The organism is Nocardia sp. NPDC004340, assembly GCF_053602575.1.
In genome coordinates, this window is sequence record NZ_JBSGDW010000015.1 from 55,292 (window position 1) to 71,521 (window position 16,230).

At 70.6% G+C, this 16,230-nt stretch carries 16 protein-coding genes; 9 read left to right on the forward strand and 7 right to left on the reverse strand.

Annotated elements, in window-relative coordinates; genetic code table 11:
- Window positions 1–5 precede the first annotated feature (5 nt).
- From ACWEOI_RS33180 to ACWEOI_RS33190, 3 genes are read left to right on the forward strand one after another with little or no spacing between them, the layout of a single operon-like run.
- A complete protein-coding gene (locus ACWEOI_RS33180) occupies window positions 6–932 on the forward strand; it encodes a ferritin-like domain-containing protein (protein WP_433671029.1) in 927 nt (308 codons plus the stop codon).
- On the forward strand, window positions 929–1,468 hold the full coding sequence (locus tag ACWEOI_RS33185; protein WP_452362151.1) for a hypothetical protein: 540 nt from the start codon (window positions 929–931) through the stop codon (window positions 1,466–1,468). The genes ACWEOI_RS33180 and ACWEOI_RS33185 overlap by 4 nt, the downstream gene beginning before the upstream one ends.
- On the forward strand, window positions 1,462–3,000 hold the full coding sequence (locus ACWEOI_RS33190; RefSeq protein WP_452362167.1) for a flavin-containing monooxygenase: 1,539 nt from the start codon (window positions 1,462–1,464) through the stop codon (window positions 2,998–3,000). Before ACWEOI_RS33185 ends, ACWEOI_RS33190 begins: the two co-directional genes overlap by 7 nt.
- Before the next feature lie 24 nt (window positions 3,001–3,024).
- Here the strand turns inward: ACWEOI_RS33190 and ACWEOI_RS33195 are convergent, their stop codons facing one another.
- Together ACWEOI_RS33195 and ACWEOI_RS33200 are read right to left on the reverse strand one after the other, a co-directional pair.
- On the reverse strand, window positions 3,025–3,792 hold the full coding sequence (locus ACWEOI_RS33195) for an SWIM zinc finger family protein (protein ID WP_379272262.1): 768 nt from the start codon (window positions 3,790–3,792) through the stop codon (window positions 3,025–3,027).
- On the reverse strand, window positions 3,789–6,623 hold the full coding sequence (locus ACWEOI_RS33200; protein ID WP_452362152.1) for a DEAD/DEAH box helicase: 2,835 nt from the start codon (window positions 6,621–6,623) through the stop codon (window positions 3,789–3,791). Before ACWEOI_RS33200 ends, ACWEOI_RS33195 begins: the two co-directional genes overlap by 4 nt.
- A gap of 198 nt (window positions 6,624–6,821) precedes the next feature.
- Here ACWEOI_RS33200 and ACWEOI_RS33205 point away from each other — a divergent pair, with 198 nt between their 5' ends.
- Both ACWEOI_RS33205 and ACWEOI_RS33210 read left to right on the forward strand, forming a co-directional pair.
- Complete coding sequence (locus ACWEOI_RS33205) at window positions 6,822–7,184, forward strand: hypothetical protein (protein WP_357097719.1); 363 nt, start codon at window positions 6,822–6,824, stop codon at window positions 7,182–7,184.
- A 68-nt stretch (window positions 7,185–7,252) separates the two neighbouring features.
- On the forward strand, window positions 7,253–7,951 hold the full coding sequence (locus ACWEOI_RS33210; protein WP_452362153.1) for an HNH endonuclease family protein: 699 nt from the start codon (window positions 7,253–7,255) through the stop codon (window positions 7,949–7,951).
- Here ACWEOI_RS33210 and ACWEOI_RS33215 read toward each other — a convergent pair.
- Entirely contained in the window at window positions 7,892–8,458 is a 567-nt protein-coding gene (locus ACWEOI_RS33215) for a TetR/AcrR family transcriptional regulator (RefSeq protein WP_452362154.1), read from the reverse strand. The two genes, ACWEOI_RS33210 and ACWEOI_RS33215, sit on opposite strands and share 60 nt — an antisense overlap.
- Before the next feature lie 123 nt (window positions 8,459–8,581).
- On the opposite strand from ACWEOI_RS33215, the gene ACWEOI_RS33220 reads away from it, so the two are divergent.
- Complete coding sequence (locus ACWEOI_RS33220) at window positions 8,582–9,322, forward strand: methyltransferase domain-containing protein (protein WP_433671020.1); 741 nt, start codon at window positions 8,582–8,584, stop codon at window positions 9,320–9,322.
- Window positions 9,323–9,340: 18 nt separating this feature from the next.
- Here ACWEOI_RS33220 and ACWEOI_RS33225 read toward each other — a convergent pair whose 3' ends face one another.
- The 3 genes from ACWEOI_RS33225 to ACWEOI_RS33235 form a co-directional block, all read right to left on the reverse strand.
- Complete coding sequence (locus ACWEOI_RS33225) at window positions 9,341–10,174, reverse strand: sulfurtransferase (RefSeq protein WP_452362155.1); 834 nt, start codon at window positions 10,172–10,174, stop codon at window positions 9,341–9,343.
- A gap of 114 nt (window positions 10,175–10,288) precedes the next feature.
- Complete coding sequence (locus ACWEOI_RS33230) at window positions 10,289–11,497, reverse strand: benzoate/H(+) symporter BenE family transporter (RefSeq protein ID WP_452362156.1); 1,209 nt, start codon at window positions 11,495–11,497, stop codon at window positions 10,289–10,291.
- Between the two features lie 63 nt (window positions 11,498–11,560).
- Window positions 11,561–12,061 (reverse strand): Lrp/AsnC family transcriptional regulator, encoded by a 501-nt coding sequence (locus ACWEOI_RS33235; RefSeq protein ID WP_357097711.1) that lies wholly within the window; start codon window positions 12,059–12,061, stop codon window positions 11,561–11,563.
- Window positions 12,062–12,240: 179 nt separating this feature from the next.
- Here ACWEOI_RS33235 and pdhA point away from each other — a divergent pair, with 179 nt between their 5' ends.
- From pdhA to ACWEOI_RS33250, 3 genes are all read left to right on the forward strand, one after another.
- A complete protein-coding gene (pdhA, locus tag ACWEOI_RS33240) occupies window positions 12,241–13,320 on the forward strand; it encodes a pyruvate dehydrogenase (acetyl-transferring) E1 component subunit alpha (protein ID WP_433671015.1) in 1,080 nt (359 codons plus the stop codon).
- Window positions 13,317–14,300 (forward strand): alpha-ketoacid dehydrogenase subunit beta, encoded by a 984-nt coding sequence (locus ACWEOI_RS33245; RefSeq protein ID WP_357097707.1) that lies wholly within the window; start codon window positions 13,317–13,319, stop codon window positions 14,298–14,300. The genes pdhA and ACWEOI_RS33245 overlap by 4 nt, the downstream gene beginning before the upstream one ends.
- A gap of 62 nt (window positions 14,301–14,362) precedes the next feature.
- Window positions 14,363–15,754 (forward strand): 2-oxo acid dehydrogenase subunit E2, encoded by a 1,392-nt coding sequence (locus ACWEOI_RS33250; protein WP_433673246.1) that lies wholly within the window; start codon window positions 14,363–14,365, stop codon window positions 15,752–15,754.
- Here ACWEOI_RS33250 and ACWEOI_RS33255 read toward each other — a convergent pair.
- A complete protein-coding gene (locus tag ACWEOI_RS33255; protein WP_433671013.1) occupies window positions 15,751–16,185 on the reverse strand; it encodes a thioesterase family protein in 435 nt (144 codons plus the stop codon). The genes ACWEOI_RS33250 and ACWEOI_RS33255 overlap by 4 nt on opposite strands.
- Window positions 16,186–16,230: the final 45 nt, after the last annotated feature.

Genomic DNA, 16,230 nt, shown 5'->3' on the forward strand with positions numbered 1-16,230 from the left:
GAACAATGGCGTTCGCGTATTCCGACATGCTCACCGTGGTCCGGGACCGGCAGTGGGCGCTGGCCGACATCGACTGGGACGCACCGGGAGCCGAGCTCATCACCGATGAGCAACGCCCGGCGCTGACCACCTTCATGGCCGACCTGGTGTGGATCGAGCACGTGGGCGCGCGCGGCTTCGCCGCCCTCACGCTGCACGCGCCGGACGGCCCGCTCAAGGAGATCTACCGGCACTTCCACGCCGAGGAGCAGAAGCACGCCAATGCCGAACTGGCGTTGATGCGCCGCTGGGGCATGCTCGACGGCGACGCGATGCCGCTGCCCAACAAGAACATTCAGCTCGTCATCCAGTGGCTGGACCGGTACGGCGACCACCTGTCGCTGCCGGTACTGGGCACCGTCATCCCGTCCCTGGAGTGCGCGCTCGACGGGGCGCTGGTCAAGTTCCTGCTCGACGAGGTCCGGGATCCCCTGTGCCACGAGGTGTTCCGGCACATCAACAGCGACGAGTCCCGGCACCTGGCCGTCGGGTTCCAGGTGCTCGAGCAGCTCGGCGCGGGACCGATGCGGCGCATCGCCATCGAGACGGCGGGGTTCGCCCTGCGCCCCAACCTGCTGATGGGGGCGCTGCTGTACACGCCGCTGCTGTCGCGGATGTCCACCAACATCATGGCCATGGGGCTCGACGAGGAGAAACTCTGGAATGCCGTGCGCCGCTACGAGAAGGCCGGGGAACGCAGCCCCGACATCAAGCGGCTGCCGCTCTACCACGTCGTCCGCCTGCACGGCATGGCCACCATCAATCGCCTGCAACCGATCCAGGGCCTCAACGACGCCCTGAACAAGGCCATCGACAGCGTCCCCGGGCGACTGCTGCGCCGCCGCACGCCGTCCTGGTCCAAGGCCCTGACCTACGAGCCGGTGGCGAAATGACCGCGCCGATCCGGGACGGTTCCGGCCGGGCCCGGGCCCCCTACGCCGGGCCGACGGTGCACTGCGCGCACTGGCGGGATCAGCGGGAACTCGACGGGCTGCACGTCGCGGTCGTCGGCGGCGGCCCGGCCCTGGCCCGGGTGGTGCCGCCGGTCGTGGCCCGGGCCCGCCGGGTGACCGTCTTCCAGCACGACCCGCTGTGGATCCTGCCCGCCCCGCCGCTGCCCGGCCTGCCCGCGCTGCTGCGCCTGGCGCCCGCGGACCTGCTCGCCGCGCTCCCCGGGCAGGCCGTGCTGCGCCGCGTGGCCGCCGCGAATCTGCGGGTGCAGATCGGGGATTCGTGGCAGCGCCGCCAACTCACCCCCGACAAGCCCGCCGGGGTGCGGGTGCACAGTCGCTACTACCGGGCGCTGCGGCAGCCCCACTGCACGCTCATCAGCTGGCCCATCGCCCGGCCGGCGCCGCTCGGGATTCGCACCGTGGACGGTGTCGAGCATCGGGTGGACTGCATCATCTACGCGGAGGACGCATCGTGACAAGGACCGTCGTCGATCATCAGATCGTCATCGTGGGAGCGGGATTCTCGGGGATCGGGACCGCGATCGCCCTGCGCAAGGCCGGATTCGACGACTTCGTCATGATCGACGAGGCCGACGGGCCCGGCGGGACCTGGCACTGGAACACCTATCCCGGTATCGCCGTGGACATTCCATCATTCAGCTACCAGTACTCGTTCGAGAAGCAGAGCTCGTGGTCGCGGGTGTACGCGCCGGGCCGGGAGCTGAAGGCCTACGCCGAGCGGTGCGTGCAGAAGTACGGGCTGCGGCCGCGAATCCGGTTCGGCGCCACCATCGAACGCGCCGACTTCGACGACGACCTGCACCTGTGGCGGCTGCGCACCAGTGACGGCGACGAGCTGACCTGCCGCTTTCTCATCGGCGCGACCGGGGTGCTGACCCGCCCGAAACTGCCGGACATCGCGGGGGCGGAACGGTTCCGGGGCGTCACCATGCACACCGCGCGCTGGGATCACGACATCGACCTGCGCGGCAAGCGGGTCGGGATCATCGGGACCGGGGCCTCGGCCATCCAGATCATTCCCGAGATCGCGCCGCGAGTGTCGGAACTCGTGGTCTTCCAGCGCACGCCGATCTGGTGCCTGCCGCGGCCCGACGCGCCCATGCCGCCGGTGGCCCGCGCACTGATGCGGCTGCCCGGCGGGCAGTTCCTCACCCGCTGGATCAGCCAGGCGTTCGTGGAACTGACCTTCCCGCTGTCGGCGCACTACTACAAGGTGCTGCCGATCGTGAAGCTCGGCGAGCGCACCGGTCTCGCGCACCTGCGGGATCAGGTGCGGGACCCCGAGATTCGCGCGAAACTCACCCCCGACTACGCGCTGGGCTGCAAGCGGCCGTCGTTCTCCAACGACTATCTGAAGACCTTCAACCGCGACAACGTCACCCTCGAAACCGATCCCATCACCGAGATCACCGCGAGCGGTCTGCGCACCACCGGCCGCCACCACCAGGTCGACGTACTCATCATGGCCACCGGGTTCAAGGTCATGGAGTCGGGCAATATGCCCACCTTCGACCTGCACGGCAGTGGCGGACTGCGACTGGAGGATTGGTGGGACACCCACCGGTTGCAGGCCTACGAGGGCGTCAGCGTGCCCGGTTTCCCGAACTTCTTCACCATCATCGGGCCCTACGGCTACAACGGGGCCTCCTACTTCACGCTCATCGAGATGCAGACCACCCACATCCTGCGGCTGCTCCGCCAGGCCCGCCGCGACGCCGCCACCCGGGTGGAGGTCACCGCCGCCGCCAACGAGCGGTACTTCCAGGAGATGATGTCGCGGCGCGGCACCCAGGTGTTCTGGCAGGACAGCTGCGCGCTGGCCAACTCCTACTACTTCGACAAGAACGGGGACGTCCCGCTGCGGGCCATGAGCACGCCCGAAGCCGCCTGGCGGGCAGCCCATTTCGACCTGAACGACTACACCTTCGAGGCGCCCGGCGGACGCCGCACCGATGATCGGCCCGCCACCCGGACCGCCACGGCCTAGCGCTCAGCGGGCCGGGAACAGCGCTCAGCGGTCCAGGGAGCGGTAGAGGTCCCGCAGTTGCCGCAGCCCGGCGGCGACGGACTGCTCGTCCTCGGCGGTCATGCGCAGGGCCTGGCGCAGCAGCACCGGGTCCAGATCGTCGGGGGCCGGATGGAATTCGGGGTCCGGCAGCGTGGGCAGCGCCGCGTGCTCGCCGTACAGGTCGCCGCAGTCGAGGGTCTCGCTCTGCAGCAGGCCGCCGATGAGGTCGTCCAGCCGGATCCCGCGCAGGGTGAGCAGGTCGGTCGGGTGCTCGTCGAGCCGTTCCGCCACCACGTAGCAGATGGCGGCCGCGTGCTTGCAGGGCCAGCTGTGATCGGGGCAGCTGCAGGAGAAGTCGAGTTCGGACACTGTCGTCGGCAGCAGCAGCGGGCCCAGCGCGCGGGGCAGCGTGCCCGCCGCGATCTCGCCCAGCATGCCCGGCGACTCGCGCACCGCGTCCGCCAGCTCCTCCAGGTGGTGGCGGTCGAAGGTCCGCATGGTCAGCACGGAGACGAAGGGACGGGGCTGACTGCCCTGCACCTCCGCGGTCACCATGCCCTCCTCGAGCCGGTAGTTGATCACCTGGCCGGTGCGGGCGTACGAGCGGCCGCGCGAGAGCCGCCCGGCATCGGCGACCTGCTCGACGGCGTCCAGAAAGGCGCGGCCCCACCAGGTGCGGGCGAAGGCGGCGCCGCGGCGGCTGCGCGCGGGCACCCCGCCGCGCACCGGGCGGCGCTTGCCGTACCCGCCGAAGTCGATGACCTCGTTCATTCGCCGACCGCCTCCGCTCCCAGCGCGAACAGTTCCCGCAGCTCCTCGTCGCCGAGTTCGGTGATCCAGTGCTCGCCGGCGCCGACGGTGAGATCGGCCAGCTGACTCTTGCCCTTCAGCATGTCGTCCACCCGCTCCTCGATAGTGTCGACGCAGACCAGCTTGCGCACCTGCACATCCCGGCGCTGACCGATCCGGAAGGCGCGGTCGGTGGCCTGGTTCTCCACCGCCGGATTCCACCAGCGGTCCAGGTGCACCACGTGATTGGCGGCGGTGAGATTGAGGCCGGTGCCGCCGGCCTTGAGCGACAACAGCATCAGCGGCGCGCCGTCGCCGCCCTGGAAGTCCTCCACCATGGCATCGCGGGCCTGCTTGCCCACCCCGCCGTGCAGGAACGGGACCTCGGCCCCGAAACGCTCGGACAGGAAGGGGGCCAGCAGCTTTCCGAACTCCGCGAACTGGGTGAACATCAGGGCGCGTTCCCCGTCGGCGATCACCGATTCCAGGATGTCCTCGACCAGCGCCAGCTTCCCGGACCGGTGCTGACCGCGGCGCAGCACCGCCGAACCGTCGTTCAGATAGTGGGCCGGGTGGTTGCACACCTGCTTGAGCCGGGTGAGCGCGGCCAGCACCGCGCCCTTGCGTTCCATGCCCTCGGCGGCCTTCAGCTTGGCCGACATGTCGTCCAGGACAGCCTGATACAGCGCCGCCTGCTCCACGGTCAGGTTGGCCCGCACCGTCATCTCGATCTTCTCCGGCAGATCCGAGATCACCGCCGGATCGGTCTTGACCCGGCGCAGCACGAACGGCGAGGTGATGGCACGCAGCCGGGTGACGGCGTTCTCGTCGTGCTCACGCTCGATCGGGACCGCGAACCGGGCGTGGAACTCCGACGCCTTGCCCAGCAGCTCGGGATTGGCGAAATCCAGGATCGACCGCAACTCCTCCAGGCGGTTCTCCACCGGAGTTCCGGTGAGCGCCAGGCGATGTCGCGCCGGGACCAGCCGGGCCGCCCGCGCCTGACGGGTCCCGGCGTTCTTGATGTGCTGCGCCTCGTCCAGCGCCACCCGCTGCCAGTCCTGCCGCTTCAGCTCCTCCACATCGCGGGCCAGCAGGGCGTAGGTAGTGACCACCAGATCCGAATCCGCCACCGCCGCATCCAGTTCCGCGCCCGAGCGGCGGGCCGGGCCGTGGTGCACCAGCACGCGCAGATCCGGGGCGAAACGTTCGGCCTCCCGCTGCCAGTTGCCCACCACCGACATCGGGCACACCAGCAGGGTGGGTCCGGGCGGCGCGACGGCCGTCTCCCGCTCGTGCGCCAGCAGGGCCAGCACCTGCACCGTCTTGCCCAGGCCCATGTCGTCGGCGAGGATCGCGCCGCAACCCAGGCGGCTCATGGTCGCCAGCCAGGCCAGGCCGCGCTGCTGATACGGCCGCAGCTGGGCCTTCAGGCCGACCGGGTCGGGGACGGGCTCGGTGGCGCGTTCGCCGTCGAAAAGTTCCGCCGCCCAACCGGTCGCGGTGACCTCGTCCAGCGGCACGCCGATCACCGGGTGCGCGGACAGCTCCGCGAACAGGCCGCCGATGGTGGTCTCGGTGCCGTCGGTGCGGCCCGAGACGTAGTCGGCGGCCGCGGCGAGCATGCGATGGTCGGCCTGCACCCAGTCGCCGCGCAGGCGCACCAGATCCGATTTCGCGTCCACCAGGCGCGCCATCTCCGCGGGCGTCAGCACGGTGTCGCCCAGGGCCAGCTCCCATCGGAACGACACCAAACCCTCGAGCCCCACGGCGGTTTCGGTCGCGGCGGGGCTCTGCACCCGCAGTTTCATGGTCGGCGCGGCGACCCGCCAGGCGCGGGGCAGCATGAGGCGCACCCCGGCGGCGGCCAGCGCGTTCGCGCCGTGCGCCACCAGGTCCATGACCACCTCGGTGGGCAGGAACAGGTCCATGCTGCGCGGATCGCCGGGCAGGTCCCGCAGGCGTGGGTACACCTCCTTGGCGGCGGCCAGCTTCTCCCCGGCCAGCCGGGTCAGCACCGGATCGCCGGGCAGCAGCACCGGTTGCGGCGCTTCACCTTCGACGCGCAGGCACACCTCGAGCCGCCACAGTTCACCCGGCTCGTCGCCGTCGGGTTCCAGCAGGCGCAGCACCAGATCCGGTTCGCCCGCGGTGAGGCTGGTCCGCCAGTCCTCGAGCACCGCCGCCACCCGATGCGAGCCGGTCTCCAGCGGTGTGGCGTCCAGCAGGGCCCTCAGCAGCGGATGCGACACCGAATCCGTCGGCGCGGAGCCGATCTCGGGGTCGCGTGCCGAAATCCATTTCCGGGCAATGGGATCGGTCAGTTCGGCGACCAGGTTCTCCAGGATGTCGGCGGGCCGGCCGTGGTCCTTCAGCGCCGACGGCATGGCCACGGCCAGCTCGGCCAGCCAGGCCCGCTGCCGCTGCCCGCCCACCAGCCGCCACCGCGCCCACCACTCCCCGTCGTCGCGCCGGATCTCCGGCACGATCCGCCCCGCCCGCACCCAGCGCTCGATCCCGCGCGCCACATGCCCCAGATAGCGCAGATCCCCCGCCACCGGCCAGTGCGGCGGCAGCTCCCCCAGCAGCACCCGGGCCGCCGCCTCCGGGGCCAGCGCGTGCGCGCGCACCCGGGCCCGTTCCGTGCCGTACTCCCCCGCCAGCGTGACCTCGGCCCAGTGCCGCCACTTGGCCGCCCGCACCACCGACCGCAGCGGCTCGGGCAGCTTCTCCGTCTCGTCGGCGAGCACGAAGCCGTCCGGGTCGTGCCACAGCACCAACCCGGACCCGGGCGTCCACAGTCCGTGCAGCATCCGACCATCCAAGCAGCCCGCTCCGACAGGGCCCGCGCTACCCGCGAGTCAGGTCCCTCTTTATTTCTGATCGGATACGGCACATACTGGATAAATCCGCAGGTCACCGCATGTCGGTGACACCTGTGTGCGCACCCGACATCACCGCGACCCAATCCGGGGCCGTGGCACTTTCGAGACCGTAGGGAGGCCGTGAAGATGACGATTCTGCTCCAAGTGCTCGAGCAGGCCTTCACGCCCACGACTTCGTGGGAACGGCGGAAATTCACCTTCGTGGATGCAGGCAAGATCGTGGGGATGCGTCTGGACGGGCAGTCCGGCGTGTGGCTGGATCTGTCCCGGCCCGGTGAGTCGCAGCGACTCGCCCGCACCCCGGATCCGCGCGACTCCATCACATTCCTGCTCACCGTCTTCGCCAAGATCGCCGAGTGCGAGGACCGGGGCGGCTCGTGGCTCATCGGGCACGACGGCGCGCACGTGGATTCCATTGCGGCCACGCGCTTTCCGCCACAACTGTCGGAAACGGCGGCCGACGACATCCTGGCGCACGCCTGGCTGTAACCCGCCGCGGGGGTGCGAAGTTCGAGTGACGGCCCGCTCCGGCGGGCGGTAGCGATACACCTGATGCCGTGGGGCTCAGAGGCGCGACTTCGCTGCTCGGCACGGTGGTCATCCTGTTCACGGTCCTGGGGTGCGGGACCGTCGGGCAGGTGACTCCCGCGCCGGGCAGTCCTACACGCGTCCAGCTCGAACGCCTGCTCACCGCCGTCGTCACCGTGCCCGCGCGGCCGCGACCCGGCGGCTACCAGCGCGGATGCGACGGCGGGCAGGGGTGTGTGTTCGGTCCGGCCTGGACCGACGATCACGACGGCCCGGGCGGGCACGACGGGTGCGACAGCCGCAACAGCGTGCTGGCACGCCAGCTCACCGAAGTAGTTCTGCGGCCGGGCGACGGCTGTGTGGTGGTCGCGGGCGCGTTGGACGATCCGTACACCGGGCGGCGCATCGCGTTCGAGCGGGCGGCGGCCAAGACTGTGCAGATCGACCACGTGTATCCGCTGGCGGCCGCGTGGGATCTGGGCGCGGCGGCCTGGCCGGTCGCGCGGCGGGTGCGGTTCGCCAACGACGTCGACTACAACCTGCTCGCGGTGGACGGAAAGACCAACCAGGACAAGGGCGATCGCACGCCCGGCGACTGGCTGCCGCCCGCGCGGGCGAATCGCTGCTTCTACGCGGGCAAGTATCTGACCGCCGCCGGCCGGTACGGGCTACCCGTCACCGCCGCCGACCGCGCCGCCCTCGCGGGCGTCGCCCGCGGCTGCCCATAGCGCGGCGAAATGCCGGTACGCCTGTTCGGCGGTCAACTCCTGGGCCGGATCCATGACCGATTCGAGCAATCCGTAAAGCCCCCAGGAAAGAAAGGTGATCGCGACGGACGCCGCGGCGGGATCGGGACCGAGCAGCGGGGCCAGATGCTCGGTGAGCAGTTCGGCGTACATCTGCCGGATCGACCGCAGCACTGTGGCGTTGGCGCGCGGGCCGACCAGCGGCCGGTACACCTCGGGGTAGGCGTCGATCAGACGGAACAGGATCTCGATCGGCAGCAGCGGCGGCGGCGGGCCCGGGTGGCGGGCCATCCGCGCCGAAATCTCGGCCCGCACATGCTCGATACAGCTGACCAGCAGCAGATCGTCCTTGTCGCGGTAGTGCGCGTAGAAGGTGGAGCGGCCGACATCGGCGCGATCGATGATGTCCCGCACCGTGATTCGGGCGTACGGACGGGACAGCATGAGTTCGATGAGCGCCCGGTGCAGGGCCGCGCGGGTGCGACGCACCCGCCGGTCGTCGACCGGGTCCGGAGCCGTTCCGGGACGGATCCCGGCTGAGTGTCCCGAAACGTACACATTCGGGGAAACTGCTTCTGGCCTGGCATTTCCCATCCTTCGATGATGGAACGCATGACCCAGAACAAGCAAGTGTCCGATATCGACACCCGGTCTGTCGGAGCCCTGATCACCTGGCCGCGCGGCTACACCCTGCTCACCGACGTCTTCTTCCTCGGACGCGGCGGCAGCCTGGCGCGGCACTTCGCCACCAGCGCGGGCATCCGGCCCGGCGATCACGCCATCGACATCGGCTGCGGTCCGGGGCGGCTGGCCAATGAGCTGGCCCGCCAGGCCGGGCCGCACGGGCGGGTGGTCGGCGTCGATCCGTCCGCGCCGATGATCGAGTACGCCACCGCCCACGCCGCCGCGAACTGCGTCTTCGAACTGGGCGCGGCCCAGGCCCTGCCCCATCCCGACGCGTCCTTCGACGTGGCGACGTGCACCTTCGCCATGCACCACATCGCCGAGGCGGATCGGAACGCCGCGCTGGCGGGGTTCTTCCGAGTGCTCCGACCCGGCGGCCGCCTGCTGCTGGCCGACACCCACCCGGCGACCACGGGTGTGCGCGGACTGGCGATTCGCGCCATGGCCGGGCTCGCCGCGCATCGCGGCGGCCGTGATCACGGGCACGGCGGCAACGGTCACGGCGGAGCCGACGATCACGGGCACACGCACGACGGCCCCGGCGACTCGCTGGCCGCGGTGGATGTCCGCCGCTACCGTGCCGTGCTGGCCGAGATCGGTTTCACGGCAGTCGAATTCCGCACCGGCCCGTTCGCGACCGGCATTCTGACCGCCGTCAAACCCGAGTGATCGGTCGAACCCTGGTGATCAGGCCGGTTCCGCGCCGGTCGCGGCCGGGCGCTTGGGGTCGTTGGACCATTGCGACCACGAGCCCGGGTACAGGGCGGCGTCGATCCCGGCCACGGCCAGCGCCGCCACCTGGTGGGCGGCGGTGACCCCGGAGCCGCAGTACACCGCGACCGGTCCGGAGCCGAAACCCGCGAAGCGGGAGGCCAATTCGGCGAGCGGCCGGAAATGCCCGGCGGTGGTGAGGTTCTCGGCGGTGGGCGCGCTCACCGCACCCGGAATATGGCCCGCGCGGGGGTCGACGGGCTCGGTCTCGCCGCGGTAGCGCTCGCCCGCGCGGGCATCCAGCAGCAGCCCCTGCCAGCCGGCCGCGCCATCGGCGTCGATGGTCGGCATGTGGCCGGGAGACAGCATCACCGTGCCGGGTTCCGGGTCGGGTTCGTCACCGGCGACGACCTTGCCCCCGGCCGTCTCCCAGGCGGGCAGCCCGCCGTCGAGGATCCGGACATCGGCCAGGCCGGCCCAGCGCAGCAGCCACCAGGCGCGGGCGGCGGCCATGCCGCCGGTCGCGTCGTAGACCACCACGGTGTCGCCGTCGGAGACGCCCCAGCTGCGCGCGCACTTCTGCAAGTGCGGCAATTCCGGCATGGGGTGGCGGCCGTGCGCGGCCGAGGGCGGATCGGCGAGTTCGGTTTCCAGATCGACGAAGACCGCGCCCGGAATATGCCCGTCCAGATAGTGCTGCGGCCCGTCCGGATCCCCGAGCGCCCACCGCACATCCAGCAATCGCACCCGGCTCCCGCTCGCTCCCAGCAGGTCCGCGAGCTCCGCAACCGAAATCAGCACCGAACTCAAGCCAACTCCTCTTCGCCGATTCACCGCATCATGACGTCGATTCCGTTCCACCCTAACCAGCCCGGGCAGCACCCCGCAGCCGCCCGTCGTTCCGGCCCGGGGCCCGGGCGGCCGTCAGGCCGCGGCCGGCGGCAGGAACCAGCGCACCACCAGACCCGCGACCAGCGCCCAGAAGGCCGCGCCGATCCCGAGCATCGAGATGCCCGAGGCCGCCACCAGGAAGGTGAGGGCGGCCGCGGACCGATGCGCGGCGGGGGTGAGCGCGGCGGTCAGCGCGCTCGCGAGGGTGGCGATGAGGGCAAGTCCCGCAACGGTTTCCAGCACGCCCTTCGGAGCGGCGGCGACCAGCGCGACCAGCGCGCCCGAGGCCAGCGCGAGCAGCAGATAGGTGCAGCCCGCGGTGTAGGCCGCGACCCAGCGGCGCTTCGGATCCGGGTGCGCGGACGGGGCCGCCGAGAGCGCGGCGCTGATGGCCGCCAGATTGATGGCGTGCCCGCCCGCGGACGCGCCCAGCACGGTGCCCAGACCGGTGACGGTCATGGCCGCGCGCCACGGCACCCGATAGTCGAAGGTGCGCATGACCGCCGTGCCCGGAATGTTCTGCGCCGCCATGGTCACCACGTACAGCGGCACCGCGACGCCGATCAGGGCCTGCCAACTCCAGTGCGGCACGGTCCATTCCACCCGGGGCAGCATGGCGGACAACTCCAAGCTCCGGTGCCGTACCGCGATGTCGATGCCCGACCCGATCGCCGCGACCGCGAAGGCCGCCAGCACCGACCAGCGTGGCGCGAAGCGTTGCAGCACAAGCCAGGTCACGATGACCGGCACCACCACGGCCGGGCTCACCGGCAGCGCCTTCACCGGCGCGAGGCACAGCGGCAGCAGCACTCCGGCCAGCATGGCCTGCGCGATCTCCACCGGAATGGCGGCGATGAGCGCGCCCAGCCGGTCCCAGAATCCGGTCAGCACGATGAGTCCGCCCGCCACCGCGAACGCGCCGACCGCCGCGGCCCAGCCGCCCGCCACCGCCCCGGTGCTCGCGAGCAGCGCCGCGCCGGGCGTGGACCAGGCCAGCGTGATCGGCATCCGATACCGGCGGCTCAGCACGAGCATGCCGACCGCCTGGGTCACGCACACCGCCAGCAGGCCCGACGCCGCCTGCGCCGACGTGGCTCCCATGGCGGTGAGACCCGCCAGCACCACCGCGAACGAACTGGTGAAACCGACCAGCGCGGTGACGATTCCGGCTCCGATCGGCTGCCCGGGACCCGCCGCCGGTGGGCTCTCGACCTCGGCGGCGGGAGTGACGCTGGTGCTCATGGGGCTATCGTCGCGGTCCAGTCACCCGCAGGTCTGCGGCCAATCAGCCGAAACTGGACTGAATTACGCGCGGCCGCCGGCCGCCAGCCGTTCCAGCAGCGGCGTGATGCGGGGCCCGACCAGCGACTGCATGACCAGCGCCATATTGGTGCGCTCCACGCCCGGGATCTTCAGGATGCTGCCCGCCACGCGGTACAGATCCTCCGCGTCGGCGGCCACCACCCGGACCGTCAGATCCGTCGGCCCGGTCATGCCGCAGACCTCGGTGACCTCCGGGATCTCGGCGAGTTCGGCCGCCACCGCGTCGAGCCGATGCTGGTCCACCACCACCGCGACGAAGGCGGCCAGGGAGTAGCCGAGCGCTCGCGGGTCCACCCGGCGCTCGAAGCCGGCCAGCACTCCGCTCGCCTCCCAGCGAGCCAGTCTGGCCTGCACGGTATTGCGGGAAAGGCCCAGGCGGGCGGCCAGTTCGACACCGGTCGCGCGCGGGTTCGCGACCAACTCCAGCAACAACCGGGCATCGGTGGCGTCCAGCGGCGCCGGATTGGGCTCCCTGCTGCTCATGGGGATCAGTATGACACCGACAAACGCGAATCGACCGTGCATTCTGCTCAGTTCTGCGCGTCAGACTTGCGCAGATCGCCATGCGGAGGATGCTTGTGGTACAGGACACACATTGGTTTGCCACACGGACACAATCCCGTGGTCGAAGCGATGTCACCCGGTGTCAGGAGGCGATACCCATGCCCGACAAGAACACCTATCCGGTCCAGCTCATCCAGCCCGACGGACAGCGCGTCCACGATCGAGCGCACGCCCCACTGATCGCCGATATCGACGGCCCGCGCCTGCGCGCCCTCTATACGGACATGGTCGTGGCCCGGCGCATCGACACCGAGGCCACCGCCCTGCAACGGCAGGGCCAGCTCGGACTGTGGCCCCCGCTGCTCGGCCAGGAAGCCGCCCAGATCGGCTCGGCCCACGCCCTCGAATCCGACGACTACGTGTTCTGCAGCTACCGCGAGGCGGGCGTCGCCTACTGCCGCGGCGTCGCGCCCGAGGACCTCACCCGGCTCTGGCGCGGCGCCGCGCACTCCTGCTGGGACGCCGACGCGGTCAAGATGACCAATCCCGCCATCGTGGTCGGCTCGCAGGGCCTGCACGCCACCGGCTACGCCTACGCCGCGCATCTCGAGGGCGCGGAGATCGCCACCATCGCCTACTTCGGCGACGGTGCGACCAGCCAGGGCGATATCGCCGAGGCGCTCGGCTTCGCCGCCACCTGGTCGGCCCCGGTGGTGTTCTTCTGCCAGAACAACCACTGGGCGATCAGCGAACCGGTCCGGGTGCAGAGCGCCACCCCGATCGCGAATCGCGCCCTCGGCTACGGCATCCCCGGCGTCCAGGTCGACGGCAACGACGCGCTCGCCGTGCTGGCCGTGACCCGGCAGGCGCTGCAGCACGCGCGGGCGGGCGGCGGACCCAGCTTCGTCGAGGCCATCACCTACCGGATGGGCCCACACACCACCGCCGACGACCCCACCCGCTACCGCACCGCCGCCGAACTCGAACTCTGGCAGCGCCGCGACCCCATCGACCGGATGCGGCGGCTGCTGGAACGAGAGAACCTGTGGGACAGCGCCTTCGAGGCGACGGTGGCCGAACGCGCCGACGACGTCGCCGCCCGGCTGCGCACCGCCACCCTCACCATGCCCGACCCGGACCCCGACCAGCTCTTCGACCACGTGTACGCCACCCCGCATCGGCTGATCGAGGAAGAACGCCGCGAGTACGCGGCCTACCTGGAGGGAGTCGGACGATGAAGACCACGTTCGCCGGAGCGATCAACCACGGGCTGCGCCGCAGCCTGGAGGACGATCCCAAGGTCGTGCTCATGGGTGAGGACATCGGCCGTCTCGGCGGCGTCTTCCGGGTCACCGACACGCTGCAGAAGGATTTCGGCAACAACCGCGTCATCGATACTCCACTGGCCGAGTCCGGAATCATCGGAACCGCTTTCGGAATGGCTTTGCGGGGATTGCGTCCGGTATGTGAAATCCAGTTCGACGGATTCGTGTATCCGGCGTTCGACCAGATCGTCTCGCAGGTCGCGAAAATCCACGCCCGGACCCGTGGAAAAGTGGTCGCGCCCATCACCATTCGCATTCCGTTCGGCGGCGGCATCGGGTCGGTGGAGCATCACTCGGAATCGCCGGAGGCGTATTTCGCGCACACCGCGGGGCTGCGGGTGGTGTCGCCGAGTAATCCCGCCGACGCCTATCTGATGATCCGGCAGGCCATCGCCCTCGACGATCCGGTGATCTTCTTCGAGCCGAAACGCCGCTACTGGGACAAGGCCGAGGTGGATGTCGAACGGCTCGACCACGACGGCGGAATCGCACTGGACCAGGCGCGGATCTGTGCCGCCGGGGAGGACGCCACCATCGTGGCCTACGGCGGCACCGTGGCCACCGCGCTCACCGCCGCCGATATCGCGGCGTCGGAGGGACATTCGATCGAGGTGATCGATCTGCGCAGCCTCTCGCCCATCGATTTCGACACCATCGAGGCCTCGGTGCGGAAAACCGGGCGGCTGATCGTGGTGCACGAGGCGCCCGTATTCGCCGGGCTGGGAGCCGAAATCGCGGCCCGGATCACGGAACGCTGTTTCTACCATCTGGAATCGCCCGTATTGCGCGTCGGTGGCTTCGACATCCCCTATCCCCCGGCTAAGCTCGAGCGGCACCACCTGCCCGACCCCGATCGCATTCTCGCCGCGGTCGACCGCACGCTCGCCGCTTGAACCGCTCGCCGCACGAATGGTTACCGCACGGAGGAAGCCCGGTGGATAGTCAGCAGCAGGTCATGGAATTCCGTTTGCCCGATCTCGGCGAGGGCCTGGCCGACGCGGAACTGGTGTCGTGGGCGGTCGCGCCCGGCGACAGCGTCTCGCTCAACCAGGTCATCGCGGAGGTCGAGACGGCCAAGGCCCAGGTGGCGCTGCCCAGCCCGTACGCGGGCACGGTGCTGGAACTGCTGGCTCGGCCCGGCGACACCGTGCCGGTCGGAGCGCCACTGATCCGTATCGGCGTGGCCGCACCCGCCGAGACCAACGGCGCCACGGAATCCGCGGACGCCGCGGCGGAAGCCCCGGAGGCTCCGGCCGAACGGCAATCCGTGCTGGTCGGTTACGGCCCCGACACCGAGCCGGTCTCCCGCCGCGCGGCCCGCGCGGCGACCGCGCGCGGCATGGGCTACGACGGCGCGGAGGGGCTCGGCAGTTCCGCACCCGCCGGACGGCCCGCCGCCACGCCCGCCGCCCGGAAGCTGGCCCGCGAGATCGGGATCGACCTGAGCACCGTGATCGGCACCGGACCGCAGGGCGCGGTCACCCTCGAGGATCTGCACGGCATGCGGCCGGAATCAATAGGCACAGGCCACATTCCGATCCACACGCCACCGCCCGCCACCCTCACCGCGCTGCCCGCCAACCAGGCCGCGCCCGAGGTGACGCCCATGCATCCGGCGCTCGGCGGCGGCCGCGCCGTCCCCGCCGAACGCGAGACCCGCACGCCGATCAGCGGCATCCGCAAGCGCACCGCCGCCGCCATGGTGGCCAGCGCCCAGCACATTCCGCAGGCCAGTACCTTCGTGACCACGGATTTCACCGCGTCCATGGAGCTGCTCGAGCATCTGCGCACCACGCCCAGCTTCACCGGGCTCACCCTCACCCCGCTGGCCCTGGTGGCCCGGGCCGCGCTGGCGGCGCTCACCGAGTTCCCGGAGATCAATGCCCGCTGGGACGAGGCGAATCAGGAGATCGTCACCAAGCACTACGTGAACCTGGGCTTCGCGGTCGCCACCGAACGCGGGCTGCTGGTGCCCAATCTCAAGGACGCGCAAGGGTTCACGCTGCGCGACCTGTGCCTGGAGATCGCCGGGGTCGCGGGCAAGGCGCGCAGCGGCACCGCCACCCCCACCGACCTGACCGGCGGCACCTTCACCATCACCAATGTGGGCGTGTTCGGCGTGGACACCGGTGTGCCGCTGGTGAATCCGGGCGAGGCGGCGATCCTGTGCCTGGGCTCGATCCGCAAACGGCCGTGGGTGCATCGCGACGAACTGGCCGTGCGCTGGGTGACCAGTCTCGGCCTGAGCTTCGACCACCGGATGATCGACGGCGAGCAGGGGTCGCGATTCCTGGCGAGCGTGGCCGCCCTGCTGGAGGATCCGCTGACCCTGCTGAGCCGGGTCTAGCCCGCGGCGGGCTGCGGGACCACCAGCGGCTCGGCGGCCGCCCGGATGACCGCCGGGATCGGCACCGGCTTGCGGGTCTGCTCGTCCACGTAGACGTGCGTGAAGGTGCCGGTGGCGGCCAGCTCCAAGTGGTCGCCGCCGTCACGGAAGATGGCCAGCTCGTAGTTTATGCTGGAATTGCCGAGCCGTGCCACCCGGATGCCCACCCGCAGCATGTCCGGGAAGCTGATCGACCCCAGGAACTTGCAGGAGGTCTGGGCCACCACGCCGATCGCGTGCAGATCCCGGATATCGGTGCCGGTCGCGCTGATCAGCCAGGCGTTCACGGCCGTGTCGAAGTACGAGTAGTACGTCACGTTGTTCACGTGCCCGTAGTGGTCGTTGTCGGCCCAGCGCGTCGGCACCGGCCAGAGCACGGGGTACTCAGTCATCTTGCCCTCCGCTTCGCTCCGGGCGGGTTCGCGGCCCCGAAGTCT